The following is a 24837-nucleotide window of genomic DNA, read 5'->3' on the forward strand; positions in this document are numbered from 1 at the left end:
AACATGTTCGTAGCCACATCGATATGCGTCGACAACGAAGGGGACGGCATGCCGCGCGCGCGAGTGAAGTTCAAGCCGCCGACGAGCGTGCCCGGCGGACCGTTCAAACACTCGGTCGAACATCCGGAGGACGACCTTCGAATCCTCAGCGCGTATCCGGGGGAGGACGGGTTGGTCGTCGTGTTGGAGGCCACGACGACGGACCCGGAGAAAATCGTCCACCTCTTCGACGACGTTCCGGTCGAGATGTTCTCCGAGGTGATACACCGCGACGAACGCACCGTCCTGCTCCAGTTTCAGTTGCCGTTCGTTCCGTCGGCGTACCGCGCCGTCTTCGCTTCCAAGAACCTGCCGCAGTTCCCCTACGTCCTCGAAGACGGCTGGATGGTCTGCGAACTCACGACCACACACGAGCGCCTCCCCGGTTCAAGGACGAACTCGAACGCAGCGGATTCACCTTCGTCGTCGACTGGATTCGGCAGTCGGCCGACCCCGAGGACCTTCTCACCGATCGCCAGCATCGCTTCATCACCCGAGCTATCGAGAAAGGGTACTACGACACGCCGAGGCGGTGTTCTCTCACGGAGTTGGCCGGCGAGTTGGACGTGAGCAAATCGACGCTGAGCGTCGTTCTCCACCGCGCCAAGGGAAACGGTGATAACGGAGTTCTTCGCCGAATCCGACTGACTTCTCGCGTGTGAGCGTACCGAATCAACCGACGAACTCCCCCGATTTCACACCATGATGAACATGTTCGAACGAATCTTGAGGGAAACGACCCGTTTGTTTACTCGATGGCTCGAACATCATGCCCCATTCAGTCGAAGTTAAATGGCACCGAATGTGGTGGAACATCGGGAGAACAGTACGAACAGCAACCGCGGCGGGGACCACCTCGCTTCGTCGTCCTCGGCCTCGGTATCGCCCTCGGTATGGTCGCCTCGCGGAAGTTCGAATTCGGTTCCGAGGACGAGTAAGCACCTTTCACGGGGACTGTTTTTGCGGAAAACACGGACGTGAGAATTCCCCACTGGGAACACCCGTTCGGAAAATAGACCTCCGGAATTGCGGAGATACCGCCGCAGTTCTATATAGCGAAATGGAATTCATAAATTCGAAACGGGACAACCCAAACAACATACATAACTGAAAAGCTACCATTATTGTCGCTCAATCCGGTCGGAATACCCGACCATCGAGACGACACCACGACAGGAGAGCGTAGTTCCAAGCTCCCGTGAGAAAACCGCCGTTCGAGAAGCGTTCCCGGCACAACCACCACCGCTTCCTGCCGGTAAACGCTTCAGTTCACAACAGCGAGTAGATGTTCTCCTCGTACACTTCCCGCACCCTGTCGCCCCAGTTGTGCGTGTAAGTGTCGATGATGTCGCTCGCCACGTCGCCTCGGAGGTATTTCACGATACCGCGGTCCCCGGTCCGGTCGCGGAGGTGCGTCGTGAAGAAGTGCCGGAAATAGTGGGGTGTGACGTTCTCCTCCGCGCCGCCGCCGGTTCGATACCATCCCGCGTCGCGAGCGTGGCGCTCGACCGCGTTTCGAATCATCTTCGGCGTAAGTCGTTGCCCCCAATCGCCGCTCGTGCTGACGAACAACGGTTCCGCGGGGGAAGGGGAATCCGGTCGAATCGCCAACCACCGAACGAGTACCCGTCGGAGTTCGTCGTCCACCGGAACGACGGTGTCGCGCTTTCGCTTGTTCGAGGCGGTGCGTTCCTCGCCGTTTATGACCTGCCCACGAACCGCGTCGGTGGCGACGAAGATGGAATCCGGTCGGCCGTCGAGACGCGGGCGCGTTCCGAGGGTGTACGCCGACCGAACGTCCTCGTCGGCGAGGTTCACGTCCCGCAAATCGAGGTTGCTCACCTCGCCGACACGCATCCCCGTCTTCAACAGCGTGCAAACGACGGCGCGCTCCAGCGGGTGGGTGACTCCCCCGACGAACCCGCGCATGTCCTCGATGGAAATTTCGCGGCGGGTCGGGTCCTTGTCGACGGATTCGTGCATCTCCTCGACGACGAGCGCCATCGGGTTGGATTCGAACGCGCCGACCTGCGTCATGTACGCGTAAAATCGGTGGAGGTACGAGGCGTAGGTGGCGATCGTGCTCTCGGTGTTGTCGCCGCGAAGCGTGTGAATCCACGCCATGCAATCCCGTTGGGTCGCCTCTCCAGGCGTGACGCTTCGACCCGACGGGTTTCGATCGGGGTCGGAGAGGAACCCCTCGAACCGCCGCAGCACGCGTTCGTAGGCGCCGCGAGTGCGTTCGCTCTTCCCATGATAGAGCAGGTCCTGCAGGAAGTACCCCACCGGGTCGTCCGGGTTCGGATTGGCGGGGCTACTCGTCGCCATCGACACCTCCGACGAGGACGTATCCGCCGTGGCGTCCGCTGTACTGAACCCGGTTCTTCGATTGGAGGTCGTTCAGCACGTCGTCCAACCGGTCCTCGAAGTTCCCGGCGAGTCGCTCGACCAGTTCGTCCCACGACAGAGTGTCCTCACGAGCGAGGATTTCGAGCAACCGCCTTTCGAGGTCGTTCCCCCCAGGGTTCGACCCCCTAGAATGGTCTTCCACGGGGTTCGTCTCGAACCCCCGTCGGCCAGCCTGTACCATCGCCCTGACGAACTCGCTCTGGCTCATATCGAGTTCGTCGGCGTGGGCCTGCCACTCGTCCTTCTGGAATTTCGGAATGTACGTTTTGACTACCGTTCGTTCCGTTCCCTCGTCGGCCATAGTTTTCCGTCACACTCCGAGTACATTAACTTGTCCCACAAGGAGTGATAAGGGACTTTATCTGTGAATATAGCACCGTAGAACACGGCCAACTAACACAATATCTCTCTTGATGGTACTGTATTGCTGCCCGATGTAGTCATGCAGAAGACGATATTCTTCTAAGGAGGCAGTAGACGGAGTGGTTATCTTTCCAACAAGAAGTGCAAAACGACCAGTATCTACACTAATTTGTTCACTTCATCCGTCACGATTGCTGGTGGCTTACGGCCGAATCTCACTGGAGACGACAACAGTTCCCGGCAGAAGCGAGTGGATTTCGGGGCGGACTCCTTTCCGAGGGAATCGAGAATCGTAGTCGATTCTCGGGACTTCCTCGGATGGCAGGGAAAGAGTTCCGAACAGTCATGTCACCCGTTTCGTCCAGCCCTGTAGTATCAACCGAGCCTCACCAAACGCTCCGAACGAAACCGGTTATTCTTCGCTTTCACCGTCGAAGGGCGTCTCCGGTGTCCCGAACGCTGCAACGGTCGGACGTGTGCGGTCGAGTTCGAGAACGGGCCGCGTCGACCAGCGGAGACGTATATCCCATGTCGCGATATCATCACGGACGCTACGGTGGGGCGGAGGCGAACTTCCGAAGTCGGGGGAGAACCAGTTCCGTGTGTGGTCGCTGTTATACTCGGCGAAACGCGGTTCCGGCCCTCTCCGCTGTGACGGCGTCACTGTCCGAATCGCCGACAAAGAGGGTGCGTTCGGGTGTCACATCGAGTTCCCGGACGGCAGCGAGCAGCGGTTGTGGATGCGGTTTTCGCTCCTCGACGGAATCCCTGCCGACGATGACGTCCGTCGCGTTCGGAACATCGTGGGCGTCCAGCGCGAGGCGACACGCATCCTCACAGTTGAGCGAACAGATGCCGACGGGTAGGTCGGCGTCGGCGAACTCGTCCAACAGCGGCAGTCGCTCGGACTCCCGGGCACCCGCGCGTTCGGCCGCCGCGAGGTGCGGCTCTATCTTCCCCTCGACACCGAGCGACTCCGCGACGGGCAGTAGGTCGAGGGCGTCGTCCGCATCAGCGTCCGTACCGGCCCCGTGGTCACGAAGTATCGGTTTGATGGGTTCCACGGCGGCGGCCCAGTCCACGGCGAGTCGAACCAGCGTTCCGTCGAGGTCGTACACGACGGCGTCGTATTCGTCGGTCACTTCGTACCATGCGACGCTCGGGTAGATATAATCTCGCTCTCGATCCGCACAATTCGCCTCCTGTGAGGTGAACGAATCGCGCGACGGTGGCTACGCCGTCCCGTCGTCGATGTCGGTGGCTTGAACGATGAACGTCCGCTCGGGCTGCGGCGCGGCACGGAGGGTCACGACCTTGGTCAGTCGGTAGTACTTGCGGTTTCCCCGCCGGTACGGTTCGATGAGGTCCGCTTCCTCCAGTGCCGTCAAGTGATGGACGGCCGTCTTTCCGTCCATCCCGACCTCCTCGGCGAGTTCGGAGACGTACATCGGTTCCCGCGAGAGACGGCGAAGGATTTCGAGACGCGGCTTGCTCCCGAGCATGTCGAGCAGTGACATCACACGAGATACGACAGCGGTCGTCAAAGAAGTACGCCACGGGGGCGCGTCGTGTCGGGCACGATGACTTAATGACCTGCCCGTTGAGGATGGCGTATGGGCGACGATGTCGAACTTCCCACGAGCAGTAGTTCGGAACGGTCGAGGGTGACGGACGGGTTTTTCGAGCGGGAAGTCCAACTGTCCCGCGAACAGACCGCGGCGTTCCTCCACGAACTCGCGGATCAAATCGCGGACGACACGAGCCTCACCGTCTCGACGAGCGAGTGGGAAATCCCCTTCGAGTTCGACGAACCCATCGAAGTGGAGGTGGAGTTCACCGGGGGACGGGAGAGCGAACTCGAAATCGAAGTGGAATTCACCGAAGCGAAATCGGGCGGCGACCTTTCCGTCCGCTGAGGGCGACCGGTCGTGAAGCGACCGTCGGCCTTTCGGAGGAGAATCGTCTTGGCGTACCCGAACGGTCCGATGACGGTGACGAACTCGCTCCTCGACGTGCGAGTCGTTTCCCGATAACGCGTCGATGGCCCCGAACGGGACGGACACGTCCATCAGGCCGATCACCGTTCGACCTCGTCGGGCGAGAGGAGACCCACCTGTTCGAGTGCGGTTTTCAGACGGTCCCACGCCTCCATACGGTTACGACCCCATCCGCCTTTTCGAACCGTGTCGGTGACGCCGAACTCCGAGACGGCCTCTTCGAAGGTGTGTCGTTCGCGGTCGGCGCGACGTTCGACCCCGTCGCCCTCGACGTCCCTCGCTTTTACCTTCCGCTCTTCGATAGCATCACGGACGCGCGTCGGATTCGTCCTCGCTGCCGTCCACCCTTCCGTCGTTCCGGCGAGGAAAGCGACGAGTTCCGATTCGCGTTCGGAGAGGTTCCGGGCCGTCGTGACCAGCGCGGGACCGGGAAGCGGGAACTGTTCTGCGACCAGTATCGATTCGACCGGGATGCCGTCCGAACGCAGTTGGCGTGGATCGGAAAACGACCCCGTGACGACGTCCACGGTGCCGGACAACAGGGCGTCACGCTCCTCGCCGCGGAGTTCGACGAGTTCGACGTCCGTCAACACGTCCGCCTGCGAGAGAAACAATCGGCCGAGGAGGTCCGTCTCCGAGGTCGGTGGCGTACCGATTCGTAAGCCCCGCAGTTGGTCGACCCGTTCGAACGGGCCGTCGAACGCCGATTCGAGTCCGTAGAGTGCCGTCATGGCGTGTTGAAACAACAACGCGACTGGGACGACCGGTTCCCCGTTCGCCCTCGCCCGGAGGACCGTCGCCGCACCGCTGACGGCGATGTCGGCATCGTCCGAACGGAGAGCATCCAATGCGTCCCGTGACCCCCGATTGGCGTCGAATCGAAGCGAGAGGCCGCGTTCCTCGTACGCGCCGCGTTCCTCGGCGACGAACAGCGGCGCGTGAAGCCCGTTGGGTCGCCAGTTCAGCGCCAACGAGACGTCGGCGTTCGTCGGGTACTCCGAGGCGACGGCAGCGGCGGACGTGGACATGTCCGAATCAGTAAAGCGCCGTGCTCGGCTAACCAAGCCGCGAGCGTGTCCCTCGTACACCGATTCGACCGTGTCCTGTCGGTCGCGGGGCGTCCGCCACACCGTCGGCGGGCGGCCGGGCGTCTCGTCGCGAACCGTGGTCGTCTCGACCAGTTCCCGATCTTCAAGTCTCGAAAGCGCGTCCCGAACGGCCTTGCGGTTCAGGCCGGTTCCAACCCGGATTGCGAGCAAGGACGCCGCTTCGGCCGAGAATTCCTCGTTCCGGAGCAGTAGATACGAGAGTACCGTCGCCGACGTCTCACCGAGCCCGCCGGCCAGTCGGTCGATGACCGGTCGGTCGTCCTCGCCCAGCACCGGAAACGCCTGAACCCGCATCCACAAAAAGTGCAATGACCGACGGTAAAACTCTGTCCCCCGTTCCCGTCCGTCGCCGTCCATCGGCACGTCACCACGAGACGTATCGCTGGAGGAGGGCCGCGATACCGAAGACGATGCCACCCATGGCGAACAGACAGGTCGCCGCCGCGAAGGTCAGTTCGGGCGCGAAATCCGACATCCCCTGAAGGACGAGGACGCCCAACCCGCGCTCGGCGACGAACCACTCCGCGATGACCGTGCCGACGAGCGCCGTGACGACCGAGAGTTTGACGCCCGCGAACAGGGACGGCACGGCGTGTCTGAACCGGACGAACAGCACCTCGCGCCAGCGGGGCGCATCGACCGACCGGAGGAGTTCGACGTGTTCGTTTGGCGTGGCGGCGAGTCCGTCCACGGTTCCGACGGCGAGCGGGAAAAACGTCGAGAGCGCGATCATGACGGCCGCCGCTTCGAACGAGACGCCGAACCAGACGAGCAGGAGCGGCGCGAGCGCGATCTGGGGCATCACCCGAAGGCCGACCAGATACGGGTACAGGACGGTTCGAAGCCCCGGCACGAGACGGATACAGACGCCGAGTGCGATGCCGACCCCCGCGCCGAGAAGCCATCCGACGAGCAGTTTTTTCCCGGTCGCGTACCCGGCGGCGACGAACAGGCCGGGTGACGCGACGAGCGTCGTGCCCACGTCTATCGGCGGGGGCAGGAACACCGACGCGTTCGGGATGACCGCCGCCGCGAGCTGCCATACGACGAGAACCCCGAGCAGCGCGACGAACGCGCCGGGAAGGGCTTCCCGACCGAGTTCGCCGACGGGACGGCCAGTGACGAAGGATTCACCGAGCGAACCCGTCTCCTCGGTCGATGTGACCGACCGTTCTCCCGCCACGACCGCACCGAACAGCACGAGCGCCCCGAGGACGAGAACCGCCAAGTACGCGAACAGGAGCGGCGTCCGAAGCAGGCGGCTCGTCTCCAGCAGTTCGAATCCGACGCCGCGCGTCGCGGCCAGAAATTCGGCGATGAGGACGCCCTCGACGGCGAGCGGCGTAGCGATTTTTATCCCCGTGAACAGTTCCGGAAGCGCGTGCGGAAGGCGGACGGAAACCAACGACCGCCACCGCGACGCACCGACGAGACGACCGAGGTCGAGGTGCATTTTCGGCACCGAGCGGAGTCCGTCGAGGGCGGCGACCGTCACGGGGAAGAACGTCAGCAGGGCCGCGATGCCGACGCGCGTGGCGAAGGTCGCGCCGAAGGCGAGGATGAGCAACGGCGCGAACACCACCAGCGGGACGATTCGAACCGCGAGGAGCGTCGGGTAGAGGACGGCGCGTAGTCGCGCGGATGACGCCATCATCGCGGCGAGAAGGATGCCGCTCCCGACGCCGACGGTCCACCCCGCCAGTGCTTCCATGCCGGTGTAGACGAAGTGCGGGTACATCGAACCGACGTTGGCGACGGCACTGACCCAGATTTCGCTCGGGGCCGGGAGGAGGACCGTCGGAACGTCCAACACGGTGACTGCGACCTGCCACGTGACGAGTACGAGGAGGACGCTTCCCGCGAGTGCGAACGGGAGACGGAAACGACGCCGAAGCGGGAGGTTGGCGGCGATTCCCGCTCGCTCGGCGTCGGAGTCGGCGTTCGGGTTCGGGTCCGACTCGGACTCTACGGTTCGATTGAACTCCATCGAGTTATCGGTTCGTCACGACTTGACCGGCGTAGTCGCCGACGTATCTGTAGTCAGTGTCGAGGAACCGGTTCGTCCACGCCGCCCCCACGTCGGTTTTCGGCACGACGCCCGTCTCGAACAGCGCGTTGCTGACCGTGCGCCACGATTTGGGACGTTGCCAACCCCAGCGCGTCCGCTTTCCGGCCGCGATGAGGTTGTCCGTCGTGTACTTGATTTTGAACACGCCCATCCCTCGTTCCTGTTTCAGACTCGGTTTCGCCGCGACCATCACGTCCATCGCCTTCTCGGGGTTGTTGGCGGCCCACGCCCACCCCTTCGCCGTCGCCCGGAGGAATCCGCGGACGGTTTCGGGGTTTTGCCGGGCGAATTTTGGGCGCGAGACGACCGTTCGCCCGACGGTCGGTATGTGGTCGGCGAGGCGAATGGCCGAGGCGTCGTAGCCCTTCCGTTTGAGCCCGGTCGGCGAGTCGAATATCGCCACCGCGGCGTCGGCGTTGCCCGACAGCAACATCGGCGTCTGTTGTTCGGGCGCGACGCCGAGGAACTCCACGCTGCCGAGGACGCCGGCGCGTTTCAATACGGCCTTGGTCAGCGTGGTCATCGGCGAGTCCTTGGGAACCGCGATGGTCCTCCCCTTCAGTTGTTTGGGTCGGTTCAGCGTTCCGCCGAAGGCCTTTTTGACGGTGTAGACGACGCCGTCGCTTCGCTGTTGGCTGGTGCCGAACGAACGGACGGGCAGACCCTTCCCTCGCGCCGTGAGGACTGATGCGGCGTCGCTCAGGCCGAACGCGTGACGTTTCAACCCGACCTGTTTGGCCGCGAACGTTCCTCCCTGTCCCGGAACGAACTCCCGAACCGTCACCCCCTGTTCGTCGTAGAATCCCCGTCGTTTGGCGACGAAGTAGCCCGCTTGGGTCGCGTTGGTCTTCCAGTTCAGCATGACACGGACGGCGCTCCGCTTCTTTCCTCCCTTTCCGCTCACCGTTCCGGAAACGCCGAGACCCAGTCCGGTCGCCATCAGTCGCATCGCTTCTCGTCGTCTCGCTTTTTTCTCCCCCACCATGTGGGACGGAACCGACGACGGTCAGTTTCATAAGAGTTTTCCACTTCCATTATAAGTCAAATATATATCATGGCGACGTGCATCGAATCATGGGACGACGGCCGATAGTTTTCCACCGGTCGGCAATGGAACGCGCCCGGACGGAACGCATATAAAGGATTCACGAAATCATTTTTATCACCGACCTTCGAGATACGGTTTTCGGGATAACGTCTCCGTTTTTGGAGTTGGTATTCCCGGTCGCGGATTCACATCTTACTGACCCATCTCGCGATTTTCATCCAAGTATTAACAAATCACCCGACCGATTTTTGATCTCGGGACTGGGGGCAGTCGTCCCGGATGGGGGAGAACACGAGATGACAAACTATGCACCGGAGATAGACGACGAGGAGCGACGACAGTTTTTACGGGTGTTGGGGCTCACCAGCGCCGCCGCCGTGGGGAGCGAACTCACGCTCGACGGGATTCGAGAGGAGTTACACGAAAACCCGACCGAGGAACTGTCCACGATGGGGCACTCGATCCGTGCGGACGTGACCGGCGAACTCGATGCCGACCTGTTGGGGAGCGAACTCGGCGGTATCGGCGCGGCGATGGAGCGCCTCGAAGACGTTCGCGCGGCGGGGATTCCCGGCGAGAACGAGCGTCTCTATCGGGAACTCGCGGCACCAGCGTGGACGGCCAACGACCATCTCGTCGACGTCGGCTTTTACGAGAGCGTCGAGTCACACCTCCCGGCGTTCAGCGAGAACCACATCGAGAACGTCGCGAGCGAACTGATCCAGACGGAGTTGCTTTCGAACACGCTGTCCGACCTCGGGTTCAGCGAGCGTGAGAAAACCGCGCTGACGATGAACGTGGTGAACAACACGGGGCGGTTGGCGCTGTGGATGCCGACGAAGAACATCCCCGAAGGCGTCGAGTTCAACGTCGAACACGTCGCACCGTTGCATCACCGCGCCGCGGAGGGGTCGCTGCTGTGGATAGACGACATGGACACGCACCTCTGGCAGAACGAGGTCCTCCTCACGGACGAGATGCTGGACGACGGCATCTGGAACGTGAAGACGATGCTCGGCGGGTTCCACCTGCTCACGACCGCCGCCCACGGCGTGACCGACGGGAGCGTGACCGACAGCCAGTTGACGGCGGCGCTGACGGCCGGGACGGCCGCGATGATCGTCGGACAGGAGGATTTGAACAACGAGGTGTTCCGCATCACCGAGGAGATGCGCGCACCGCACTCGTGGGAGGCGGCACGATGACACGGATAGAGAACGACGACGCCGTGAAAGCGGCACAGAATCACGAACTGAACGAAGTCGAGGAGGGGTATCAACTGCAAGGGACGCCGAGCCAGTCCATCACACAGCAGTACGACGTGGACCAAATCCCGAAAAAGCAGGTCACACAGGAGATGCTGAACGGGACGACGACCGACCAGACCAGTTGGTTGACCTACGGGGGTGGGTACGAACAACAGCGCCACTCCAACGCGAACGTCATCACGCCTGACAACGTGCAGAATCTGGAGATCGAGTATCTGGTCGAGACGGGCGTCGCCGACAGCATGGAAGGGACGCCGTTGATCGTTCCGGGCGACCCGCCCATCATGTACCAGACGAACGGGCCGGACCACGGGAAGGCCATCAACGCCCGCACGGGGAAGGTGTTGTGGAGTTACACCTACGCGAACCCCGACGGACTCATCCTCTGCTGTGACACGAACAACCGCGGGTTCGGCATCTTGGGCGACACGCTGTTCATGACCACGCTCGACTCGGGCGTCGTGGCGTTGGACCGCTACACCGGCGAGCAGAAGTGGTACACTTCAACGGGCAAATGGCAGGACGGCTACTCCGCGACGTGGGCACCGACTCCGTACAAGGGGAAGGTAATCACGGGAAGCGCGGGCGGAGAGTACGGCGTTCGCGGATTCGTCACCGCGCTCGACGCCAAAACCGGGAAACAGGTCTGGAAAACCGAAACGCGGCCGAAGGACCAGTGGGTCGGCGACAGTTGGAAACAGGGGGCGACGACGACGTGGATGTCCCGGACCATCGACACCGAAAACGACGTGATTTTCTCACCGGTCGGCAACCCCGGCCCGGACTTCGACGGCGCGGTGCGTCCCGGCCCGAACCGTTTCAGCGTCGGGACGTTGGCGCTCGACGCCAACGACGGGAAGCCGAAGTGGAACTATCAGGAGAGTCCCCACGATACGTGGGACTACGACTCCTCTTCGCCGAAGATCCTCATCCGGGACCAACAGGTCGAGGGGAAAAAGCACGACATCGTCGTCAGCCCCGGCAAGACGGGGTGGGTGCAGACGCTCGACGCCTCGAACGGCAAACTGCTGAAGCGGAGCGAGCCGACGGTTCAGCACATAAATACGTTCGAACAGGTTCCTCACGTGGGCGAGCAGGGGACGTCGTTCGTCCCCGGCGCACAGGGAGGCAACGACTGGCAGCCGCCGTCCTACAGCCCGAAGACCGGCCTCGTGTACATGAAACAACAGAACACGCCGCAGGAAATCTGGTGGCAACATCAGGAGTACAGCCCCGGCGGCGGCTACTTCGGCGGTACGTTCCACGACTGGCCGAACGTGGAGGAACCCGACGGCTGGAACGGCAAGACGAGCGCCGTCGTCGCGGTGAATCCACGGACGGGCAAACGCGTCTGGCGTGAGTGGATAGAGGACGACAACTACATCTGGGGCGGATCGATGACGACGGCAAGCGGATTGACCTTCCTCGGGACGCAGAAGGGGAACTTCGTCGCGTACGACGGAAAGTCGGGCGACCGACTCTGGCAGATGCAGTTGGGTGCGCCCATCTGCTCCTCGCCGAGCGGCTGGTACGACCCGGGAACGAAAAAACAGTATATCGCCGTGCAGGTCGGCGGAAGCGGGTGGCTCCGTCACGGTCGCCGTGGCAGCACGGTTGCCGTGTTCGCGATGAAGGGGGAGTGAGTTCGGATGGGATTTACCTCGAACAACGAGAACGCACGAACGCGACGGACGGACAGTCGATCGGGCGGGACCGACGCGGTGTCGCGTCGGTCCGTCCTCAAACGAACCGTGGCGGGCGGGACGCTCGTCGGACTCACCGGCACGCTCGCGCAGGGCGGCGGGACGACGATTCGTCTCGGCGGAAAAGTGTCCGGATGGCAAGGTCGGGCACCGAACTCCATCAAAGGGCAGAAGAACCCGACGCTGCCGCTCAAGCCGGGGAAGAAGTACACCGTCGTCTGGAAGAACCTCGACGGCCAGCCACACGACTTCGTGATTCGGGACAAGGGCGGGAAACAGTTGGTCAAGACGAAGATAATGAACACACGGGGGAAGACGCAGTCGGTCACGTTCACGGCGAAGAAGAACATGGCGACGTACATCTGCACCGTCCATCCGACCACGATGAAGGGCCAAGTGAGCACGAGCGGTAACGGTGGCGGTGGTGGCGGCGGTACCGGTACCACGAACACCACGTCGGGGAACACGACGACACAGTCGCAGGGTGGCGGGTCGCAGAAACCCGCGAAACAGTTCAAGCTCGGGGGGCTATCGACGGGGTGGAAGGGCCTCGAACCCGAGTCGATAAAGGGGAAATGGAACCCGACCTTGAACCTGCAAGCCGGGAAGACGTACGAAGTCATCTGGCAGAACTGGGACGGCTTCGACCACAACTTCCTCGCGATAAGCGCGGATGGAAACCCGGAGACGGGCGACTACGGGAGCACCGTGGTTCGCTCGTCCATCATGAGCCAACAGGGGGCAACCCAAATCGTTCGGTTCACGCCGAACAAGGACACGAACGAGTACTACTGTGAGGTTCACCCCGTCGAGATGCGCGGCGGTATCAGCATGGGCGGGAGCGGAACGACCCAATCCAGTACGACGCAGACGACCCAAGGGAGTCCGTCGAAGACGTTCCGACTCGCCTTCCGAAACGGGAAGTGGAAGGGTCAATCCTCGGGCATCAAGGGCAAAACCAACCCGACGTTGAACCTCCAGCAGGGCCAGCGGTACGCCATCAAGTGGACGAACATGGGGTCCTACTCGCGGGCGGCGAACCGTCCGAACCTCGTCCTCACGTCGAACTATCCGAACGGTCCGGCGATACAGCGTTCGGACTTCCTGTTGAAGAAGAACACCTCGCAGACGGTGACGTTCACCGCGACGAAGAACATGTCCGCGTACTTCGCCGAGAACTACTCGTCGGCGAAGGGGAACATCGTCGTCAAAGGCGGCGGTGGCGGCACGACCACCAACACGACGAGCTAAACACTCTCGGCGTCGTTTCGCCATCCCGTCGGATTACTCCGTTTTCGGAACTTCGAGTTCGACGAGATGGGCATCACAATGGTCACAGACCGAAGAGAAGACGGTTTGAGACGGCTGGCAACAGGAATCGACTTCCTCCGTTCCCCGCGAAAGTGGTTCCCCGCACGCCGGACACCGGGATAGGAAGGCTCGCAACCGCGTGAGCGTCTCCTCACGGCGTTCGGGCGACAGGTGCCGCCACGCCTCGCTTCGGTCCTCCAACACCGTTCCTGCTGCAACGTCGGCGACGAGCGCCGCCGTCGAGGGCCAGCGGACGAGGAGCGAACCGGTGACGACGGCATGTTCGCCGAGGGACGACACGGAATCGGCCTCGACGCCTAAGAGGTCCGCGATGTCCGCCCGTTCGACGTCTTCCGGACGGGTCGAGTCGACGCGTTCGCGCCACGCCGTCCGAAAGTCCGCGTCGAGACACGCCGCTTCGTCGGGAGCTTTCTCGTCGCACGGGACTACTATTTCCATGGCGGTCAACTGGCCGCTCTCTTTCAGTTGGAATCCCGACGATGAACGAGGTTCCTTGCCGAACAGTCGAAGCGCTTCGTCCGGGAGATATCTCGCCGTCAGCCTCGGCGTTCCGGGAACGAGATAGCCGCGAAGGTAGATGACGGCGATGGACGCCAAAAGCACCGCCGCTCCGAGGAGCAACGACCCGAACGCCGCGAGCAACGAACTGACGGCGACCGCGATAACGAGGTTGAGAACGGTACAGGGAACACACCGGTTTTCGCCGGTGTACTCCGGTTGCCGTATCGACCGCACGATCAGTGGACGAGCGTCTGGAACTGCTCGATACCCGCCCGCGCGACGGCCATGTCCTCGTCCACTTGGCCGCCGCTCGACGCTATCGTCCCGACGATTTCGCCGTCGCGTTCGAGCGGGAACCCGCCGCCGAACACCACGATTCTGTTGTCGTCGGTGGTCTGGAGGCCGTACAACGAGTTTCCGGGTTGTGACGGTTCGGCGAGTTCGTGCGTCGGCATTTCGAGCGCGGCGGACGTGTACGCCTTGTTCCGCGAGATGTTGACGCTCGCCAGCCACGCGTCGTCCATCCGGTGCTGTGCGATGAGGTTTCCGTCCGGATTGGCGACGGTGATGACGGATGGAACGCCGATTTCGTCGGCCTTCTGTTCCGCAGCGTCTATCAACTGTTTCGCCGTTTCTAACGAGATATTCTCGGTCATAGTTCCTCCTCAGCGTCCTCGGTAGGGAGTCGCCTAAGCGTTGTGGCGGACGCTCCGTCTTGCTTTTTTGCCTGCTGACGCTCCCGAACGACGGCCCTCTCACATCGTCCGGAGCGACTCGGCGACCGCGTCCATCGCGTCGTCCGCCGTCGTCACGTCGCCGGTGAGGCTGAGAAAGCCGTGTGCCATCCCGGGATAGTGGTCGTGTTCGACCGCAACGTCGGCGTTGGCGAGTCGCTCGGCGTACGCGATACCTTCGTCCCGAAGCGGGTCGTGACCGCACGTGACGACCGTCGCCGGCGGGAGGTCGGCGAGGTCCCGCGCACGAAGCGGCGACGCGAAGGGATTTTCGCCGTCAACCGGGCTTCGAAGGTAGTGGTTCCAGAACCACTCCATGTCCGCCCGCGAGAGAAGCGGGCCGTCGCCGTTCTCCTCGTACGATTCGGTATCGAAGGCGTGGTCGGTGACGGGATACAGGAGGCTCTGGTGGGAGAGTTCCGGCCCATCGAAGTCGCGTGCGTAAAGTGCGGTGACGGCGGCGAGGTTCCCACCGGCGCTCGTACCCGCCACACCGAGACGGCTCGGGTCGCCGCCGAACGTGGCCGCGTTCTCGGCGACCCATTCGAGCGCGGCGACGGCGTCGTCCACCCCCGCGGGAAACGGGTGTTCCGGCGCGAGTCGATAGTCCACTGAGACGACGACGCAGTCGGCGCGGTTCGCCAGTTCCCGGCACACGCCGTCGATGGAGTCGAGGGTGCCGAGGGTCCAACCGCCGCCGTGGTAGAACACCACGACTGGCGCATCCTGCACGTCGGGACGGTACACCCGAATCGGGATTTCCCCGCGCGGGCCGGGAACCGAGAGGTCGCGCACGAACTCGACGGCCGCGCGGTTTTCGGCGGTGAACACTTCGTCTTCGACGCGTCGCGCGCTCTCGACGGACAGGGCGTGCCACGGCGGAACGCCCATCGCCTCGATTCGGGCAACTGCCTCGGCCATCTCGTCTTCCATACCGACTTCTGCCCGGCAGGGGAGTTATAGTTTCAGCCCGCGAACGTCGAATCATGTCGCTCGAAGCGCGAACCCGCGAGACCACGACGGATAGCCTCCGTCGGCTTCGAAACGCATACGGGATGTTTCCCGTCCACGACGAACGAGTCGAAAACGATCCCAAATATTTCGAACGCGGACGACGAAAGGCCGAGAACGGATGGCTCGGGTCCGCCGCCGTCTGGACGTCCGACTCGAAGGACCGAGTGGTGATGATTCGCCATCCGAACGCACCCGACGCGTGGGGCGTCCCCGGCGGCGGTCACGAACCCGGCGAGACGCTCTCCGAGACGGCCCGCCGCGAGGTACGGGAAGAGACGGGGCTCCGCTGTCGGTTGACCGACGTACTGGGCGTTCGACGACGGGAGATTTTCCTCGAAACGAACCCCGACGAGCGGTTGTTCTCCCTCTCGGTCCTCTTCTCGGGCGTCTGCGTCGGCGGCGAGTTGGCCGCCGGAGACGACGTACTGGACGCCCGCTGGTTCGAGTCGCCGCCCGAGAATCTCCTCGATTTCGTGGCGAAACACGCGGAACGGTGGTTCGAGACGTGACTCAAATCGGCCATCGCTTTCGCTGCTTCGACGCTCGGTTCACCGCTCCCGAACGCCTGACCGGGGAGCGTACAGTGAAGTAGCCGTATCCGAAACGGGAGGTATGGATACGGGCGCGGACGACGCGAGACGACGTGACGAGGGCGACCCGCTCGCCGCCGTCGGGGACCGGTTTTCGGTTCCGGAGGGCGAACTGTACATGGACGGCAACTCGCTCGGCGTGTCTTCGACGGACGCGGAACGGGCGCTGTCGGACGCCGTCGAGGAGTGGAAGGAACTCGGAATCCGCGGCTGGACCGACGCCGACCCGGACTGGTTCCACTACGGGGAACGACTCGGGGACCGACTCGCGCCGTTGGTCGGGGCCGACGGGTCGGAAGTCGTCGTCGGCAACTCCACGACGGTCAACATCCACGCCCTCTTTTCGACGTTTTACGACGGCGGCGACGTGGTCGTGAACGAACTCGACTTCCCGACGGACCACTACGCCATCCGCGCACAGATGCGGAACTCGGGAATCGACCCGGAAGAACGCCTCGTCGTGGTCGAGAGTCGCGACGGTCGGACCATCGAAGAGGGTGACGTCATCGACGCGCTCTCGGACGACACCGCGATTTTGTTCATGCCGTCGGTCCTCTACCGGAGCGGGCAGTTGTTCGACCTGAAGCGACTGACCGAGGCCGCACACGACCACGGCGCGCTTGCCGGGTTCGACCTCGCTCACTCCATCGGCGCTGTTCCACACCGACTCTCCGAGTGGGACGTGGATTTCGCCGTTTGGTGTAGCTACAAATACCTGAACGCCGGACCGGGTGCGGTCGCGGGGTTGTACGTCAACGAGCGTCACTTCGGGACCGAACCCGGACTCGCCGGATGGTGGGGGCACGACAAGGAAACGCAGTTCGAGATGGCGACGACGTTCACGCCCGCCGAGGACGCGGGAGCGTGGCAGGTCGGGACGATTCCCGTGTTCAGCGCTGCTCCCCTGTGGGGGTCGCTCAAACCGTTCGAAGCGGTCGGTATCGACGCCGTTCGGGAGAAATCGCTGGCGCTCACGGAGTACCTCATCGAGGTGATAGACGACCTGCCGGAGTATCGCGTCGGCACGCCACGCGACCCCGAACGACGGGGCGGGCACGTCGCCGTCGAACACGAGGAGGCGTACCGAATCGGCGAGGCGCTGAAGGAACGGGGCGTCGTCGTCGATTTCCGCCCGCCGAACGTGGTCAGAGTGTGCCCCGCACCGCTGTACGTGGGCTTTCGCGACGTGTGGCGAGTCGGGGAACACCTGCGCGAAATCGCCGAGACGAACGAATACGAATCGTTCGACCGCCGCGGTGGCGGGGTGACGTAGCCATAGAACGTAATACAGTCGCTGGCATTCGTTTTCGTATGAGTACCATCGCGGAAATAGAACTCCCTGCGAAGGAGTTCGCGCTCAGGACGGCCTTGGAGCGTGTACCGGAAGCCGAATTCGACGTCGTTCGCGTGGCGGCACACGACGCGGACCACGTCATGCCCTACTTGTGGGTGTCGGCAGACGATTTGGAGGAACTGGATGCGGCACTTCGGGAGGACAACAGCATCGACGAGTTGGCGCTCATCGAGGACCTCGACGACGAGCGACTATATCGAATGCACTGGGTCGAGCAAATTCACGTCGTCATCCACGTCCTCGTCGAGGAGGAAGCGACCATCCTGAACCTCCACGGCAAGGACGACCGGTGGCGACTTCGAATCCTCTTTCCCGACCGTGACTCGCTGTCGGCGACGTACGACTTCTGTCAGGACACGGGACTCTCGGTGGACGTGCGCAACATCTACGAGATAAGCGACACGCGCCACGGTCTGTACGGACTGACCGAAGAACAGCACGAGACGCTGATGATGGCGCTCGAATCGGGCTACTACGACGTTCCGCGGGACTCCACGGCGGACGATCTCGCCGGGGACCTCAGCATCTCCCATCAGGCGGTCTCCGAGCGACTTCGCCGCGGCCATCGGAGCCTCGTGAAAAACGCACTCGCACTCTCCCCGAACGACGGACGCGAATAATCAGGCGTCGTTCATCCGACGGATCGTCTCCTCGCCGCACTCCATGCAGACGCTCACACGGTACGGTTCGCGCGAGAACGAACTGTGTTCTGCCTGTTCGTTCTCGGTTTTGATCTCGATGCGTACTTCGTGGGGTGTTTCGGCCACGCAGGCGTCACACTCCTCTATTCTGTCCGCGTTTTCCATCCCCGCTGCATCTCGATGTGCCTCCCGCTCGTTCCGCTCTTCGTTCCCGTGCTCGTTTCGCGGTTCTTCCTTCTTCGTTCGATTTCGTCGTGGTGTTGCGGTCATTGGAATTCGACCTCTTCTTCGACGTTCTTTCGGAAAGCGAGACAGTCGAGCCAAAACCGTTGGAGGTCGCTCTTCGGCCCTCTCCCCTCGTGTTGTGGTTTCCCGTACAGTCGCTCCGGGTCGGTACCGCCACCGACCTCGTGCTGTGGGTCGCCGTACAGACGACGTTCGTTGTCCGAGTTTTCGGAGTCGGACGATGTGGAACCCACTCGTATCATGGTCATGAATCCTCTCTCTACCAAAAACAAACGTCCACGGACGCAGGTGGCTCTTGCCTGCAACCGCAAGTGGATGAAAAGGGTTCGGCAGACGTTGCGAGCGGGAAAGCTACACAACGAAGAAAAGACGGGGACGGCGGTCAGTTTCCGCCGAACACCGAACCGAGTTGGTCGCGCCACTCGTTCACTTCCTTCAGTTCGCTTTCGATGTTCTCGATGTCCGCTCGAAGGGTTTCGACCTTCTCGTCCATGCGCGTCTCCGTGGCCGCGACGGAGTCGGAAAGTTCGGAGACGTCGTCCGAAACCTCACCGATCATTCCTTCGAGCGAACCGAGCGTCTCGAAGTCATCCCTGAGGTCTTCGAGTTCGTCGTCCAACGCCGACGCTTCTTGCGTGTTCGTCGCGACGAGGTCCTCCAAGTCGTCCAGTTGCGATTCGAGTCCGTCGAGGGTGGAATCGAGTTCGCCCAGTTCGTCCATGTCGTCCTCGATGGCTTCGATGTCGCGTTCGAGACCAGTTTCGAGGCTCTCGACGGTCGTCTCGAAGTCGGCGACGCGGGCGCGCGCCTGCGCACTCTCGTCCTTCGCGCTCTCGATTTCGTCGTCCATCTCGTCGAGTTCGGTGCGAACCGACTCGACCTCGGTTTCGAACCCGTCGATGAGGGTTTTCGCCGTTCCGTTGTCGTCGATGAACTCCTCCAGCGCCTCGGTGTACGCCGCGAGGTCGTCCACCCGCGACTGGAGGTGACGGATACGAACGTTCGTGCTCTCCGGCGTGTCCAAATCGAGTTCCTGTTGAATGAGTTTAAGGTCGTCACCGTTCACTTCCCCGGCGCGAATCTCGTCAGCGAGGGCGGCTGCGACGCTTCCGGGACGTGGCGGTGACACAGGTGGTTCGTCCGTCATCTCGTCGGATGCTTCGATGATGTCGTCGCTCTCCTCGAAGTCGCCGGCCACGGCATCAGGCTCGTTCACCGGTTCGTCGAACGGACTGTCGGTCTCATTTTCGAGGTCGTCGTCATCGTCGAGGGGAGACTCCTCGAAGTCGTCTTCGAGTTTGGCTTCGGTTTCGGTCGAATTGTCCGCTTTCGCGGCTGAAGCGAGCGGGTCGGCAAGCGGGTCGTCTTCGTCATCGCCGAGCGGGTCGTTTCCGTCATCGGCGAGTGGGTCCGCCGCATCGTCGTTCGCTTCGGACTCGTCGAGGCCGGGAAGCCCGCTGTCGCCCGTGATGACGTCGCGAACGACCTGACTGCTGTCCTCGGAGACGATGTCGGTAATGGTGTGTTCCTCCATGCGCTCTTCGCCCTGTCCTTTCGCGTCGCCCGTGACCGGAGTCACCTCTTCGAGTTCCGGTTCGATGAGGAACTTCTCGGCGTCCGACCAGTTGGACAGTCGAATCCCGTACACCGTCGTCAGCGATTCGTTGGGTTCGAGCGTTCGTTCGAACTGCACTCGGTGGTCCTTGTAGGCCGTCCAGTTCTCGTTTTCGTATTCCGGGTGAAACCCCACGTTGTCCATCGGAAAGTCGTCCGGGATTCGGTCGGTGAGACGAACCGTCACCGCGTCATCGTGGTCGGACTGCAGTTCGAAGCGAATCGCCGGGACCGCGAACTCCTCTCCATCGAACGATTTTTCTATTGTAACCCCGCCCTCGGAACCCGAAATCACTTCGTTCCCGCTGCTGAAATCACTCATACTGTTCACATCCGAGAATGGATATATAAATCATGCGCCAAGAAAAGTGACTGTTTCCAGTTTGTATCGGAACACATCCGTTTCGATAACAGATACGACGCGTCACTACCGCTCGAAACGCTACCGGTAGGCACAGGGTCGCCAGATTTCTACCGTACCAAAGATTCCCATCAGAATCAATCTCTGACTAGAATATTTACTTTTATACCGTCGGAATCTGTTACTTCGATTCCGGTTTCCCCCGGTGTGACGTCGATACCGCTCGCAGTGAACCGCTCCCGAATCCGGTCGAGTGCTGAGTCGTCGGGAACGACGAGTTCGAACCACAGCAACCCGCACCCTTCGACCGGTTCCGTTCGGTCGTTCCACGTGTTCAGACCGATGTGGTGATGATAGTCGTCGGCCGCGAGAAAGAGCGCCGACGGGCCGAATCGCTGTCGAACCCGCATTCCCAACGTTTCGACGTAGAACTCCCGCGCGGCCGCGAGGGACGACACTTCGAGGTGGACGTGTCCGACGACGGTTCCGGGTGGGACGTTTTTCGCCCCCGTCGCGTGACTCCGGAGTTCGTCGATGTCGAGCGGCAGCGTTCCCATTTGCACCAGTCCGTCCTCGGAGAGCGGCCACTCCGCCCGCGGACGGTCGCGATACATCTCGACGCCATTCCCCTCCGGGTCCGTGAAATAGAGCGCTTCGCTCACGCGATGGTCGGACGCACCGGACAACTCCCACCCGTCCTCGATACGGACGAGCGCGTCCGCCAACGCGCTCCGTGACGGGACGAGAAACGCGGTATGGAACAGCCCCGCTTCCTGCCGCTTTCGTTCGGAGGCGTCCGCATCCACGACCAGTTCCAGCAACGGGACGCCGCCAGCGCCGAGAACGGCGGTTCCGTCGTTTTTCCGCAGGCGTTCGAGTCCGACGACGGTTTCGTAAAACCGACTCATCCGGTCGAGCGCGTTCACTCGCAGGGCGACGCGGCCGACGGTCGTTTCGGGGGATATCCCCGACTCCATGTCGGTCATTATCGTGTGAATAGTCGAGTGAGAAGACCGTATAGCTTTCCACGCGACAGGGGGATTACTCCTCGTCCGATTCGGTGGCGTCCGGTTCGGTATCGTCGTCACCGGTATCGCTCACGTCGGCCACGTCGCTTGCGTCTTCTCCCCCCGTTTCTACATCGTCCGAGATGTCCTCGACTTCGATACTGACGGGTTCCGTCTCGGACACCTCGTCGTTCAGGTGGCTGTCGAGGTTGAACACCGTGTTGAGTTCCTGTTGGACCTGATCAACGATGCCGCCGACGAGTTCGCTCGGCGCGATAGCGGTGTACTCGTAGGGGTTGTTTCCGGCACCCGAACTCTCGCGCTTCTCGCGCGAGACGTTTTCCTCCTCGTGAAGTTCGGCGAGCGATTCGCGAACCGTACTCGGATACAGACCCGTCCCTTCCGCGATTTCCTCGCTCGTGCTTCCCGGATTCTGCCGGAGATAGACGTAGATTCGCGCGCGCGTCTCCGTGTCGAGTACCCACGAAAGCAGGTCCACGATACCTTGGTCGAACCCTTCGACCGCACGGTCCGCCTCCTCTCCGATGCGTTTTCGGCCGCGTGAAAACGGCTTTTCTTCCTCCGTCGCTCCCTCGTCCAGTTCGTCTCCGCCCGTATCCACGGGTATCTCGTCGCCCGTCTCCTCGGCATCGTTTCGGTCGTTATCGGCATCGTCCCCAGTCATGTCGTCATCAGAAGGACAAAAGTCGGTGCCGGGTAAAAAACTTGCCTACAGCAAAAGGGACTCACACAGCGTCTCGAAGCCCTCTTGCTCGTTGAGTCGCCGCTGACACGCCGCGCCGCTCCCCCCGTCGTAGATGTCGCCGATGCCCGTAACGCCGAGGCGGTCACACTCGCGGTCGACCACGTCGCCGAGCGAGATTTCGCCGTCGCAGTTCCGGTCGATGAACGAGGCATCGTGGCCGTAGCGCAGTGCTCGCCACTTGTTCTCGTCCAGCAGTTCGCGGCGGTGACAGTAGCCGGATTCGCCGTCCTCGTATCGTTCCACGAGGTCCGTCACGAGCGCGTGGGTGTACTCCACGAAGGCGAGTACGCGCTCCGGGTCAGCCTGTCCGTCGGGGGTTCTGACTTCGACCGTTCCGTGCCCCGAGTGGGGGCGCACGTCGTACCAGAGTTCGCCGCGATCGTTTATCGACTCCGTTTCGACCATCGTCCGTTCGAACTGCGAGAACGCCTCGTAATCCTCGAAGTAGGTCGGCATACCGGTGTTCGGCAGCGCTTCGAATATCTTGGCTCGCGCGGACTGCAAACCGGTGTCGTAACCGTTCCAGTACGGCGAGTTGGCCGATAGGGCCAGCATGACGGGGAGATACCAACGGATTTCGTTCGCCACCCAGACGGCGGCGTCCGCGTCGTCCACGCCGACGTGAACGTGAAGTCCGGCAGTCGTATTGCGGTGTTGTGGGTACTGAATTCGGTCGAGTTGCGCACGATAGCGCGGTTTGTCGGCGTGGTCGAGTTCCCGCCACTTCGCGCCGGGATGAAGGCCCGCCGCCGCGATACCGAACCCCTGTGACCCGGCGTGTTCCACGAGGGCCTCACGAACGCGTCGGACGTCATCGTCCACGTCCGAAAGCGTCGTTTTCGGCGTTTGCGTCTCGATGACGCATTTGAACAGTTCGTGGTCCAGTCGACCGTCGAGAAGTTCCGGTGGGTCGGTCCCATAGACGAGTTCGTCAGTGCCAGCAGTTGGGACGCCTCGTTCGTCGACGACGTAGAACTCCTCTTCGACGCCGAGCGTCCCCATATCGGTGAAATTCTCGGCCGAACCCAAATCCATTTTTCGAAATTTAGCCACGGGACACGTAAATACTTCCGGTGACGGTTACACCTTCCGGGGAATCGCGACGACGCCGAGGTGGTCCACGTGGAACGGTTCCAGCCGTCGGGTTTCGAGGATTTCGTACCCCTCCCGCAGCGTGTCGAGCGCGCCTTCGAACACGATCTCGGGGTCGCTCGCAACGTCCTCGCTTCGAGCCTTGATGGCGAGGAGCAATCGGCCGTCCTCCCTGAGGAATCGTGCGTTTTCACGGGCGACGCGCGCCTGCCCTCGCGTCGCCACGTCCTGAACCAGCACGTCCACGTCCGATTCGACGACGTGTGCGTAGGTCTCGGGTTTTCGAGCGTCCTTCAGCAGGGGAAAGAGGTTTTCACGCGTTTCCACCGCGTCGAGGAGGTCCCGCGTCGGACGCGGTGCGAACTCGACTGCGTACGTCGCCCCCGAAAAATCGGCGACGTGGCTCACCGTCGTACCGCTCGCGGCACCGAGATAGAGGACCGTCTCGTCGCCCTCCAATCCGGTGTCCATGCCGTGTTCCAGCATCGCAGCCAACTTCGAACGCCGTGCGTCCCAACAGCGCCAGTCGCCGTCGGTCGGTTCGCCGTAAACCGGCAGTCCCTCGGTCGCCAGTCGGTCGTCGCCGCCGAACTCTCGCCGTTCAACGCCATTCGGGAGCGTCATTCCTCACCCCGCGACTGAATCGCGTCCATCCGACGGTCGAGTTCCTCCTTCAGGTCCGGATTGTGTTCGCCCGAATAGTGGTCGATTCGTGCGGCGATGACGAGTTTGCCGGACAGCGTGCGTGCCGCGGACCCGCGCTGGTCCGGCGGAGCGGCCCGAACCGCTTCGTGCGTATAGATGATGCCGTGTTTCGGCGATGAGGCGTGCCCGCGGAGGTGGGCGAACAGCGCGTTTTCGGCCCCGAGCACCTGTACCGTCCCGCCCGGCATCTTCGCCAGCGGTTCGAGGCCACCTGCCAGCGCGATGAGTCGCGCGGCGAGCACCGGGTCGGCGAGCGTCGCGAGGTTCGGTGCGACTGCCGGTGCCTGTCGTTCGACGAACGACCTGAGTTCGTCGCGTTCCGCGGCGAGGTCCGCGACGCGCTCAGCAAGTGAATTAACGCGCTCTTCGACCGGCGTTTCGGGGTCGCTTTCGGCCAATTCGCTGGCGTATTCCACGCCCGTTCCGGCGTCGGGATACAGCGTTCCCGCCCACTCCGCGACGCGCTCCGCGAGTTCGTTCGCCTCCGACTCGCAGTCGTCCATCGCTCGCACCGCGTGAACGAGTTGCTTGTCGTCCGCCCGTTCGCGCTCCGTCACCGCCTCTCGCGTCGCACGGATGGTCGCCTCCCGAAGCATCGCGTAATAGTCCGCTTCGTCCTCCGCGAATCCGGTTTCGACGGCCCGTTCCGGCCAATCCGCCGGTTCGTCGGCACGTCCCTCTCGGATGGAGCGCGCCCCGGCATCCACGTCGTCCGATTCGACGCCCGTGAACCACCCCGTTTCGCCACCCGTCTCCTCGGCGTCCGATTCGGTCATGGCTGTGGCTTGTGCGCCTTCTCGTTTAAACCTACGTTTACGGCCGCTGTGGTCGGCGTTCGACTCGGTATGGAGCAATCGAATCCGCTTCGTCGAGAAA

The 24837-nt window shown here is 62.5% G+C and carries 28 protein-coding genes; 10 read left to right on the forward strand and 18 right to left on the reverse strand.

All coding sequences use genetic code 11. The annotated features are described in order from the left end of the window. The first annotated feature begins 48 nt into the window (after nucleotides 1–48). The 3 genes from LJF34_RS03585 to LJF34_RS03595 all read left to right on the forward strand — a co-directional run bounded on the left by LJF34_RS03585 (nucleotide 49) and on the right by LJF34_RS03595 (nucleotide 977). The gene (locus tag LJF34_RS03585; protein WP_231185068.1) at nucleotides 49–609 is read left to right on the forward strand and encodes a hypothetical protein; all 561 of its coding nucleotides are present in this window, start codon (nucleotides 49–51) and stop codon (nucleotides 607–609) included. After that, nucleotides 540–701 carry a helix-turn-helix domain-containing protein gene (locus LJF34_RS29230; protein ID WP_231185036.1) on the forward strand — a complete coding sequence of 54 codons (162 nt, stop codon included), beginning with the start codon at nucleotides 540–542 and terminating at the stop codon, nucleotides 699–701. Before LJF34_RS03585 ends, LJF34_RS29230 begins: the two co-directional genes overlap by 70 nt. A gap of 93 nt (nucleotides 702–794) precedes the next feature. Beyond that, nucleotides 795–977, forward strand: a complete 183-nt coding sequence (locus LJF34_RS03595) for a hypothetical protein (RefSeq protein ID WP_231183268.1) — start codon at nucleotides 795–797, stop codon at nucleotides 975–977. Nucleotides 978–1308: 331 nt separating this feature from the next. On the opposite strand, the gene LJF34_RS03600 is transcribed toward LJF34_RS03595, so the two are convergent. The 4 genes from LJF34_RS03600 to LJF34_RS03615 form a co-directional block, all read right to left on the reverse strand. Continuing rightward, entirely contained in the window at nucleotides 1309–2367 is a 1059-nt protein-coding gene (locus LJF34_RS03600; RefSeq protein WP_231183270.1) for a tyrosine-type recombinase/integrase, read from the reverse strand. Further along, nucleotides 2354–2749 carry a DUF5805 domain-containing protein gene (locus tag LJF34_RS03605; RefSeq protein WP_231183271.1) on the reverse strand — a complete coding sequence of 132 codons (396 nt, stop codon included), beginning with the start codon at nucleotides 2747–2749 and terminating at the stop codon, nucleotides 2354–2356. The genes LJF34_RS03600 and LJF34_RS03605 overlap by 14 nt, the downstream gene beginning before the upstream one ends. Nucleotides 2750–3425: 676 nt before the next feature. After that, nucleotides 3426–3953 (reverse strand): HAD-IA family hydrolase, encoded by a 528-nt coding sequence (locus LJF34_RS03610; protein WP_231183273.1) that lies wholly within the window; start codon nucleotides 3951–3953, stop codon nucleotides 3426–3428. A 90-nt stretch (nucleotides 3954–4043) separates the two neighbouring features. Beyond that, a complete protein-coding gene (locus tag LJF34_RS03615; RefSeq protein WP_231183275.1) occupies nucleotides 4044–4328 on the reverse strand; it encodes a winged helix-turn-helix domain-containing protein in 285 nt (94 codons plus the stop codon). A 96-nt stretch (nucleotides 4329–4424) separates the two neighbouring features. Between LJF34_RS03615 and LJF34_RS03620 the strand changes: the two genes are divergently transcribed. Further along, nucleotides 4425–4727 (forward strand): amphi-Trp domain-containing protein, encoded by a 303-nt coding sequence (locus tag LJF34_RS03620; protein WP_231183277.1) that lies wholly within the window; start codon nucleotides 4425–4427, stop codon nucleotides 4725–4727. A 161-nt stretch (nucleotides 4728–4888) separates the two neighbouring features. Here the strand turns inward: LJF34_RS03620 and LJF34_RS03625 are convergent, their stop codons facing one another. The 3 genes from LJF34_RS03625 to LJF34_RS03635 form a co-directional block, all read right to left on the reverse strand. Beyond that, entirely contained in the window at nucleotides 4889–6211 is a 1323-nt protein-coding gene (locus LJF34_RS03625; protein ID WP_231183279.1) for an ABC transporter substrate-binding protein, read from the reverse strand. Nucleotides 6212–6281: 70 nt separating this feature from the next. Further along, the gene (locus LJF34_RS03630) at nucleotides 6282–7904 is read right to left on the reverse strand and encodes an ABC transporter permease subunit (protein ID WP_231183281.1); all 1623 of its coding nucleotides are present in this window, start codon (nucleotides 7902–7904) and stop codon (nucleotides 6282–6284) included. A gap of 4 nt (nucleotides 7905–7908) precedes the next feature. Continuing rightward, complete coding sequence (locus LJF34_RS03635; RefSeq protein WP_231183283.1) at nucleotides 7909–8970, reverse strand: ABC transporter substrate-binding protein; 1062 nt, start codon at nucleotides 8968–8970, stop codon at nucleotides 7909–7911. A gap of 359 nt (nucleotides 8971–9329) precedes the next feature. Here LJF34_RS03635 and LJF34_RS03640 point away from each other — a divergent pair, with 359 nt between their 5' ends. Genes LJF34_RS03640 through LJF34_RS03650 form a run of 3 tightly spaced genes read left to right on the forward strand, consistent with a single transcriptional unit; the run spans nucleotide 9330 to nucleotide 13255 of the window. Further along, nucleotides 9330–10238, forward strand: coding sequence for a hypothetical protein (locus tag LJF34_RS03640; protein WP_231183285.1), 909 nt, complete (start codon nucleotides 9330–9332; stop codon nucleotides 10236–10238). Further along, the gene (locus LJF34_RS03645) at nucleotides 10235–11944 is read left to right on the forward strand and encodes a PQQ-binding-like beta-propeller repeat protein (protein WP_231183287.1); all 1710 of its coding nucleotides are present in this window, start codon (nucleotides 10235–10237) and stop codon (nucleotides 11942–11944) included. The genes LJF34_RS03640 and LJF34_RS03645 overlap by 4 nt, the downstream gene beginning before the upstream one ends. A gap of 6 nt (nucleotides 11945–11950) precedes the next feature. Further along, nucleotides 11951–13255, forward strand: a complete 1305-nt coding sequence (locus LJF34_RS03650; protein ID WP_231183289.1) for a plastocyanin/azurin family copper-binding protein — start codon at nucleotides 11951–11953, stop codon at nucleotides 13253–13255. Nucleotides 13256–13288: 33 nt separating this feature from the next. On the opposite strand, the gene LJF34_RS03655 is transcribed toward LJF34_RS03650, so the two are convergent. The 3 genes from LJF34_RS03655 to LJF34_RS03665 all read right to left on the reverse strand — a co-directional run bounded on the left by LJF34_RS03655 (nucleotide 13289) and on the right by LJF34_RS03665 (nucleotide 15504). Continuing rightward, the gene (locus LJF34_RS03655; RefSeq protein WP_231183291.1) at nucleotides 13289–14071 is read right to left on the reverse strand and encodes a hypothetical protein; all 783 of its coding nucleotides are present in this window, start codon (nucleotides 14069–14071) and stop codon (nucleotides 13289–13291) included. A 2-nt stretch (nucleotides 14072–14073) separates the two neighbouring features. Further along, on the reverse strand, nucleotides 14074–14493 hold the full coding sequence (locus tag LJF34_RS03660; protein ID WP_231183293.1) for a heme-binding protein: 420 nt from the start codon (nucleotides 14491–14493) through the stop codon (nucleotides 14074–14076). Between the two features lie 99 nt (nucleotides 14494–14592). After that, nucleotides 14593–15504 carry an alpha/beta hydrolase gene (locus LJF34_RS03665; RefSeq protein WP_231183294.1) on the reverse strand — a complete coding sequence of 304 codons (912 nt, stop codon included), beginning with the start codon at nucleotides 15502–15504 and terminating at the stop codon, nucleotides 14593–14595. Nucleotides 15505–15557: 53 nt separating this feature from the next. On the opposite strand from LJF34_RS03665, the gene LJF34_RS03670 reads away from it, so the two are divergent. The 3 genes from LJF34_RS03670 (at nucleotide 15558) to LJF34_RS03680 (ending at nucleotide 18149) form a co-directional block, all read left to right on the forward strand. Beyond that, entirely contained in the window at nucleotides 15558–16094 is a 537-nt protein-coding gene (locus LJF34_RS03670) for an NUDIX domain-containing protein (protein ID WP_231183295.1), read from the forward strand. 103 nt (nucleotides 16095–16197) lie between these two features. Then, a complete protein-coding gene (gene kynU / locus LJF34_RS03675) occupies nucleotides 16198–17448 on the forward strand; it encodes a kynureninase (protein WP_231183296.1) in 1251 nt (416 codons plus the stop codon). Between the two features lie 38 nt (nucleotides 17449–17486). After that, a complete protein-coding gene (locus LJF34_RS03680) occupies nucleotides 17487–18149 on the forward strand; it encodes a helix-turn-helix domain-containing protein (RefSeq protein WP_231183297.1) in 663 nt (220 codons plus the stop codon). On the opposite strand, the gene LJF34_RS29235 is transcribed toward LJF34_RS03680, so the two are convergent. The 8 genes from LJF34_RS29235 to LJF34_RS03720 all read right to left on the reverse strand — a co-directional run bounded on the left by LJF34_RS29235 (nucleotide 18150) and on the right by LJF34_RS03720 (nucleotide 24737). Continuing rightward, nucleotides 18150–18440 carry a hypothetical protein gene (locus LJF34_RS29235; RefSeq protein ID WP_342765856.1) on the reverse strand — a complete coding sequence of 97 codons (291 nt, stop codon included), beginning with the start codon at nucleotides 18438–18440 and terminating at the stop codon, nucleotides 18150–18152. Next, a complete protein-coding gene (locus LJF34_RS03690; protein ID WP_231183298.1) occupies nucleotides 18437–18658 on the reverse strand; it encodes a hypothetical protein in 222 nt (73 codons plus the stop codon). Before LJF34_RS03690 ends, LJF34_RS29235 begins: the two co-directional genes overlap by 4 nt. A gap of 140 nt (nucleotides 18659–18798) precedes the next feature. Continuing rightward, nucleotides 18799–20352: an AAA family ATPase gene (locus tag LJF34_RS03695; protein ID WP_231183299.1), complete on the reverse strand. Its 1554-nt coding sequence runs from the start codon at nucleotides 20350–20352 to the stop codon at nucleotides 18799–18801. A gap of 176 nt (nucleotides 20353–20528) precedes the next feature. Further along, nucleotides 20529–21377 carry a VOC family protein gene (locus LJF34_RS03700; RefSeq protein WP_231183300.1) on the reverse strand — a complete coding sequence of 283 codons (849 nt, stop codon included), beginning with the start codon at nucleotides 21375–21377 and terminating at the stop codon, nucleotides 20529–20531. Nucleotides 21378–21432: 55 nt separating this feature from the next. Beyond that, on the reverse strand, nucleotides 21433–22083 hold the full coding sequence (locus LJF34_RS03705; RefSeq protein WP_231183301.1) for a winged helix-turn-helix transcriptional regulator: 651 nt from the start codon (nucleotides 22081–22083) through the stop codon (nucleotides 21433–21435). A 45-nt stretch (nucleotides 22084–22128) separates the two neighbouring features. Further along, on the reverse strand, nucleotides 22129–23199 hold the full coding sequence (locus LJF34_RS03710) for a glutamate--cysteine ligase (RefSeq protein WP_231183303.1): 1071 nt from the start codon (nucleotides 23197–23199) through the stop codon (nucleotides 22129–22131). A gap of 45 nt (nucleotides 23200–23244) precedes the next feature. Beyond that, nucleotides 23245–23880 carry a fibrillarin-like rRNA/tRNA 2'-O-methyltransferase gene (locus tag LJF34_RS03715; RefSeq protein ID WP_231183305.1) on the reverse strand — a complete coding sequence of 212 codons (636 nt, stop codon included), beginning with the start codon at nucleotides 23878–23880 and terminating at the stop codon, nucleotides 23245–23247. Beyond that, nucleotides 23877–24737: an NOP5/NOP56 family protein gene (locus LJF34_RS03720; protein ID WP_231183307.1), complete on the reverse strand. Its 861-nt coding sequence runs from the start codon at nucleotides 24735–24737 to the stop codon at nucleotides 23877–23879. Before LJF34_RS03720 ends, LJF34_RS03715 begins: the two co-directional genes overlap by 4 nt. Nucleotides 24738–24837: the final 100 nt, after the last annotated feature.

It is taken from the genome of Haladaptatus sp. DYF46, from assembly GCF_021083305.1.
Classification (GTDB): Archaea; Halobacteriota; Halobacteria; order Halobacteriales; family Haladaptataceae; genus Haladaptatus.

What these genes read in the sequence shown, in the direction of transcription:
- LJF34_RS03585 (WP_231185068.1), top strand. Translation starts at nt 49, where the DNA reads ATGCCGCGCGCGCGAGTGAAGTTCAAGCCGCCGACGAGCGTGCCCGGC.
- LJF34_RS03595 (WP_231183268.1), top strand. Translation starts at nt 795, where the DNA reads ATGGCTCGAACATCATGCCCCATTCAGTCGAAGTTAAATGGCACCGAA.
- LJF34_RS03600 (WP_231183270.1), bottom strand. Translation starts at nt 2,367, where the DNA reads ATGGCGACGAGTAGCCCCGCCAATCCGAACCCGGACGACCCGGTGGGG.
- LJF34_RS03605 (WP_231183271.1), bottom strand. Translation starts at nt 2,749, where the DNA reads ATGGCCGACGAGGGAACGGAACGAACGGTAGTCAAAACGTACATTCCG.
- LJF34_RS03615 (WP_231183275.1), bottom strand. Translation starts at nt 4,328, where the DNA reads ATGTCACTGCTCGACATGCTCGGGAGCAAGCCGCGTCTCGAAATCCTT.
- LJF34_RS03620 (WP_231183277.1), top strand. Translation starts at nt 4,425, where the DNA reads ATGGGCGACGATGTCGAACTTCCCACGAGCAGTAGTTCGGAACGGTCG.
- LJF34_RS03625 (WP_231183279.1), bottom strand. Translation starts at nt 6,211, where the DNA reads ATGCGGGTTCAGGCGTTTCCGGTGCTGGGCGAGGACGACCGACCGGTC.
- LJF34_RS03630 (WP_231183281.1), bottom strand. Translation starts at nt 7,904, where the DNA reads ATGGAGTTCAATCGAACCGTAGAGTCCGAGTCGGACCCGAACCCGAAC.
- LJF34_RS03635 (WP_231183283.1), bottom strand. Translation starts at nt 8,970, where the DNA reads ATGGTGGGGGAGAAAAAAGCGAGACGACGAGAAGCGATGCGACTGATG.
- LJF34_RS03640 (WP_231183285.1), top strand. Translation starts at nt 9,330, where the DNA reads ATGACAAACTATGCACCGGAGATAGACGACGAGGAGCGACGACAGTTT.
- LJF34_RS03645 (WP_231183287.1), top strand. Translation starts at nt 10,235, where the DNA reads ATGACACGGATAGAGAACGACGACGCCGTGAAAGCGGCACAGAATCAC.
- LJF34_RS03650 (WP_231183289.1), top strand. Translation starts at nt 11,951, where the DNA reads ATGGGATTTACCTCGAACAACGAGAACGCACGAACGCGACGGACGGAC.
- LJF34_RS03660 (WP_231183293.1), bottom strand. Translation starts at nt 14,493, where the DNA reads ATGACCGAGAATATCTCGTTAGAAACGGCGAAACAGTTGATAGACGCT.
- LJF34_RS03665 (WP_231183294.1), bottom strand. Translation starts at nt 15,504, where the DNA reads ATGGAAGACGAGATGGCCGAGGCAGTTGCCCGAATCGAGGCGATGGGC.
- LJF34_RS03670 (WP_231183295.1), top strand. Translation starts at nt 15,558, where the DNA reads ATGTCGCTCGAAGCGCGAACCCGCGAGACCACGACGGATAGCCTCCGT.
- kynU (WP_231183296.1), top strand. Translation starts at nt 16,198, where the DNA reads ATGGATACGGGCGCGGACGACGCGAGACGACGTGACGAGGGCGACCCG.
- LJF34_RS03680 (WP_231183297.1), top strand. Translation starts at nt 17,487, where the DNA reads ATGAGTACCATCGCGGAAATAGAACTCCCTGCGAAGGAGTTCGCGCTC.
- LJF34_RS29235 (WP_342765856.1), bottom strand. Translation starts at nt 18,440, where the DNA reads ATGACCGCAACACCACGACGAAATCGAACGAAGAAGGAAGAACCGCGA.
- LJF34_RS03690 (WP_231183298.1), bottom strand. Translation starts at nt 18,658, where the DNA reads ATGATACGAGTGGGTTCCACATCGTCCGACTCCGAAAACTCGGACAAC.
- LJF34_RS03695 (WP_231183299.1), bottom strand. Translation starts at nt 20,352, where the DNA reads ATGAGTGATTTCAGCAGCGGGAACGAAGTGATTTCGGGTTCCGAGGGC.
- LJF34_RS03700 (WP_231183300.1), bottom strand. Translation starts at nt 21,377, where the DNA reads ATGACCGACATGGAGTCGGGGATATCCCCCGAAACGACCGTCGGCCGC.
- LJF34_RS03705 (WP_231183301.1), bottom strand. Translation starts at nt 22,083, where the DNA reads ATGACTGGGGACGATGCCGATAACGACCGAAACGATGCCGAGGAGACG.
- LJF34_RS03710 (WP_231183303.1), bottom strand. Translation starts at nt 23,199, where the DNA reads ATGGATTTGGGTTCGGCCGAGAATTTCACCGATATGGGGACGCTCGGC.
- LJF34_RS03715 (WP_231183305.1), bottom strand. Translation starts at nt 23,880, where the DNA reads ATGACGCTCCCGAATGGCGTTGAACGGCGAGAGTTCGGCGGCGACGAC.
- LJF34_RS03720 (WP_231183307.1), bottom strand. Translation starts at nt 24,737, where the DNA reads ATGACCGAATCGGACGCCGAGGAGACGGGTGGCGAAACGGGGTGGTTC.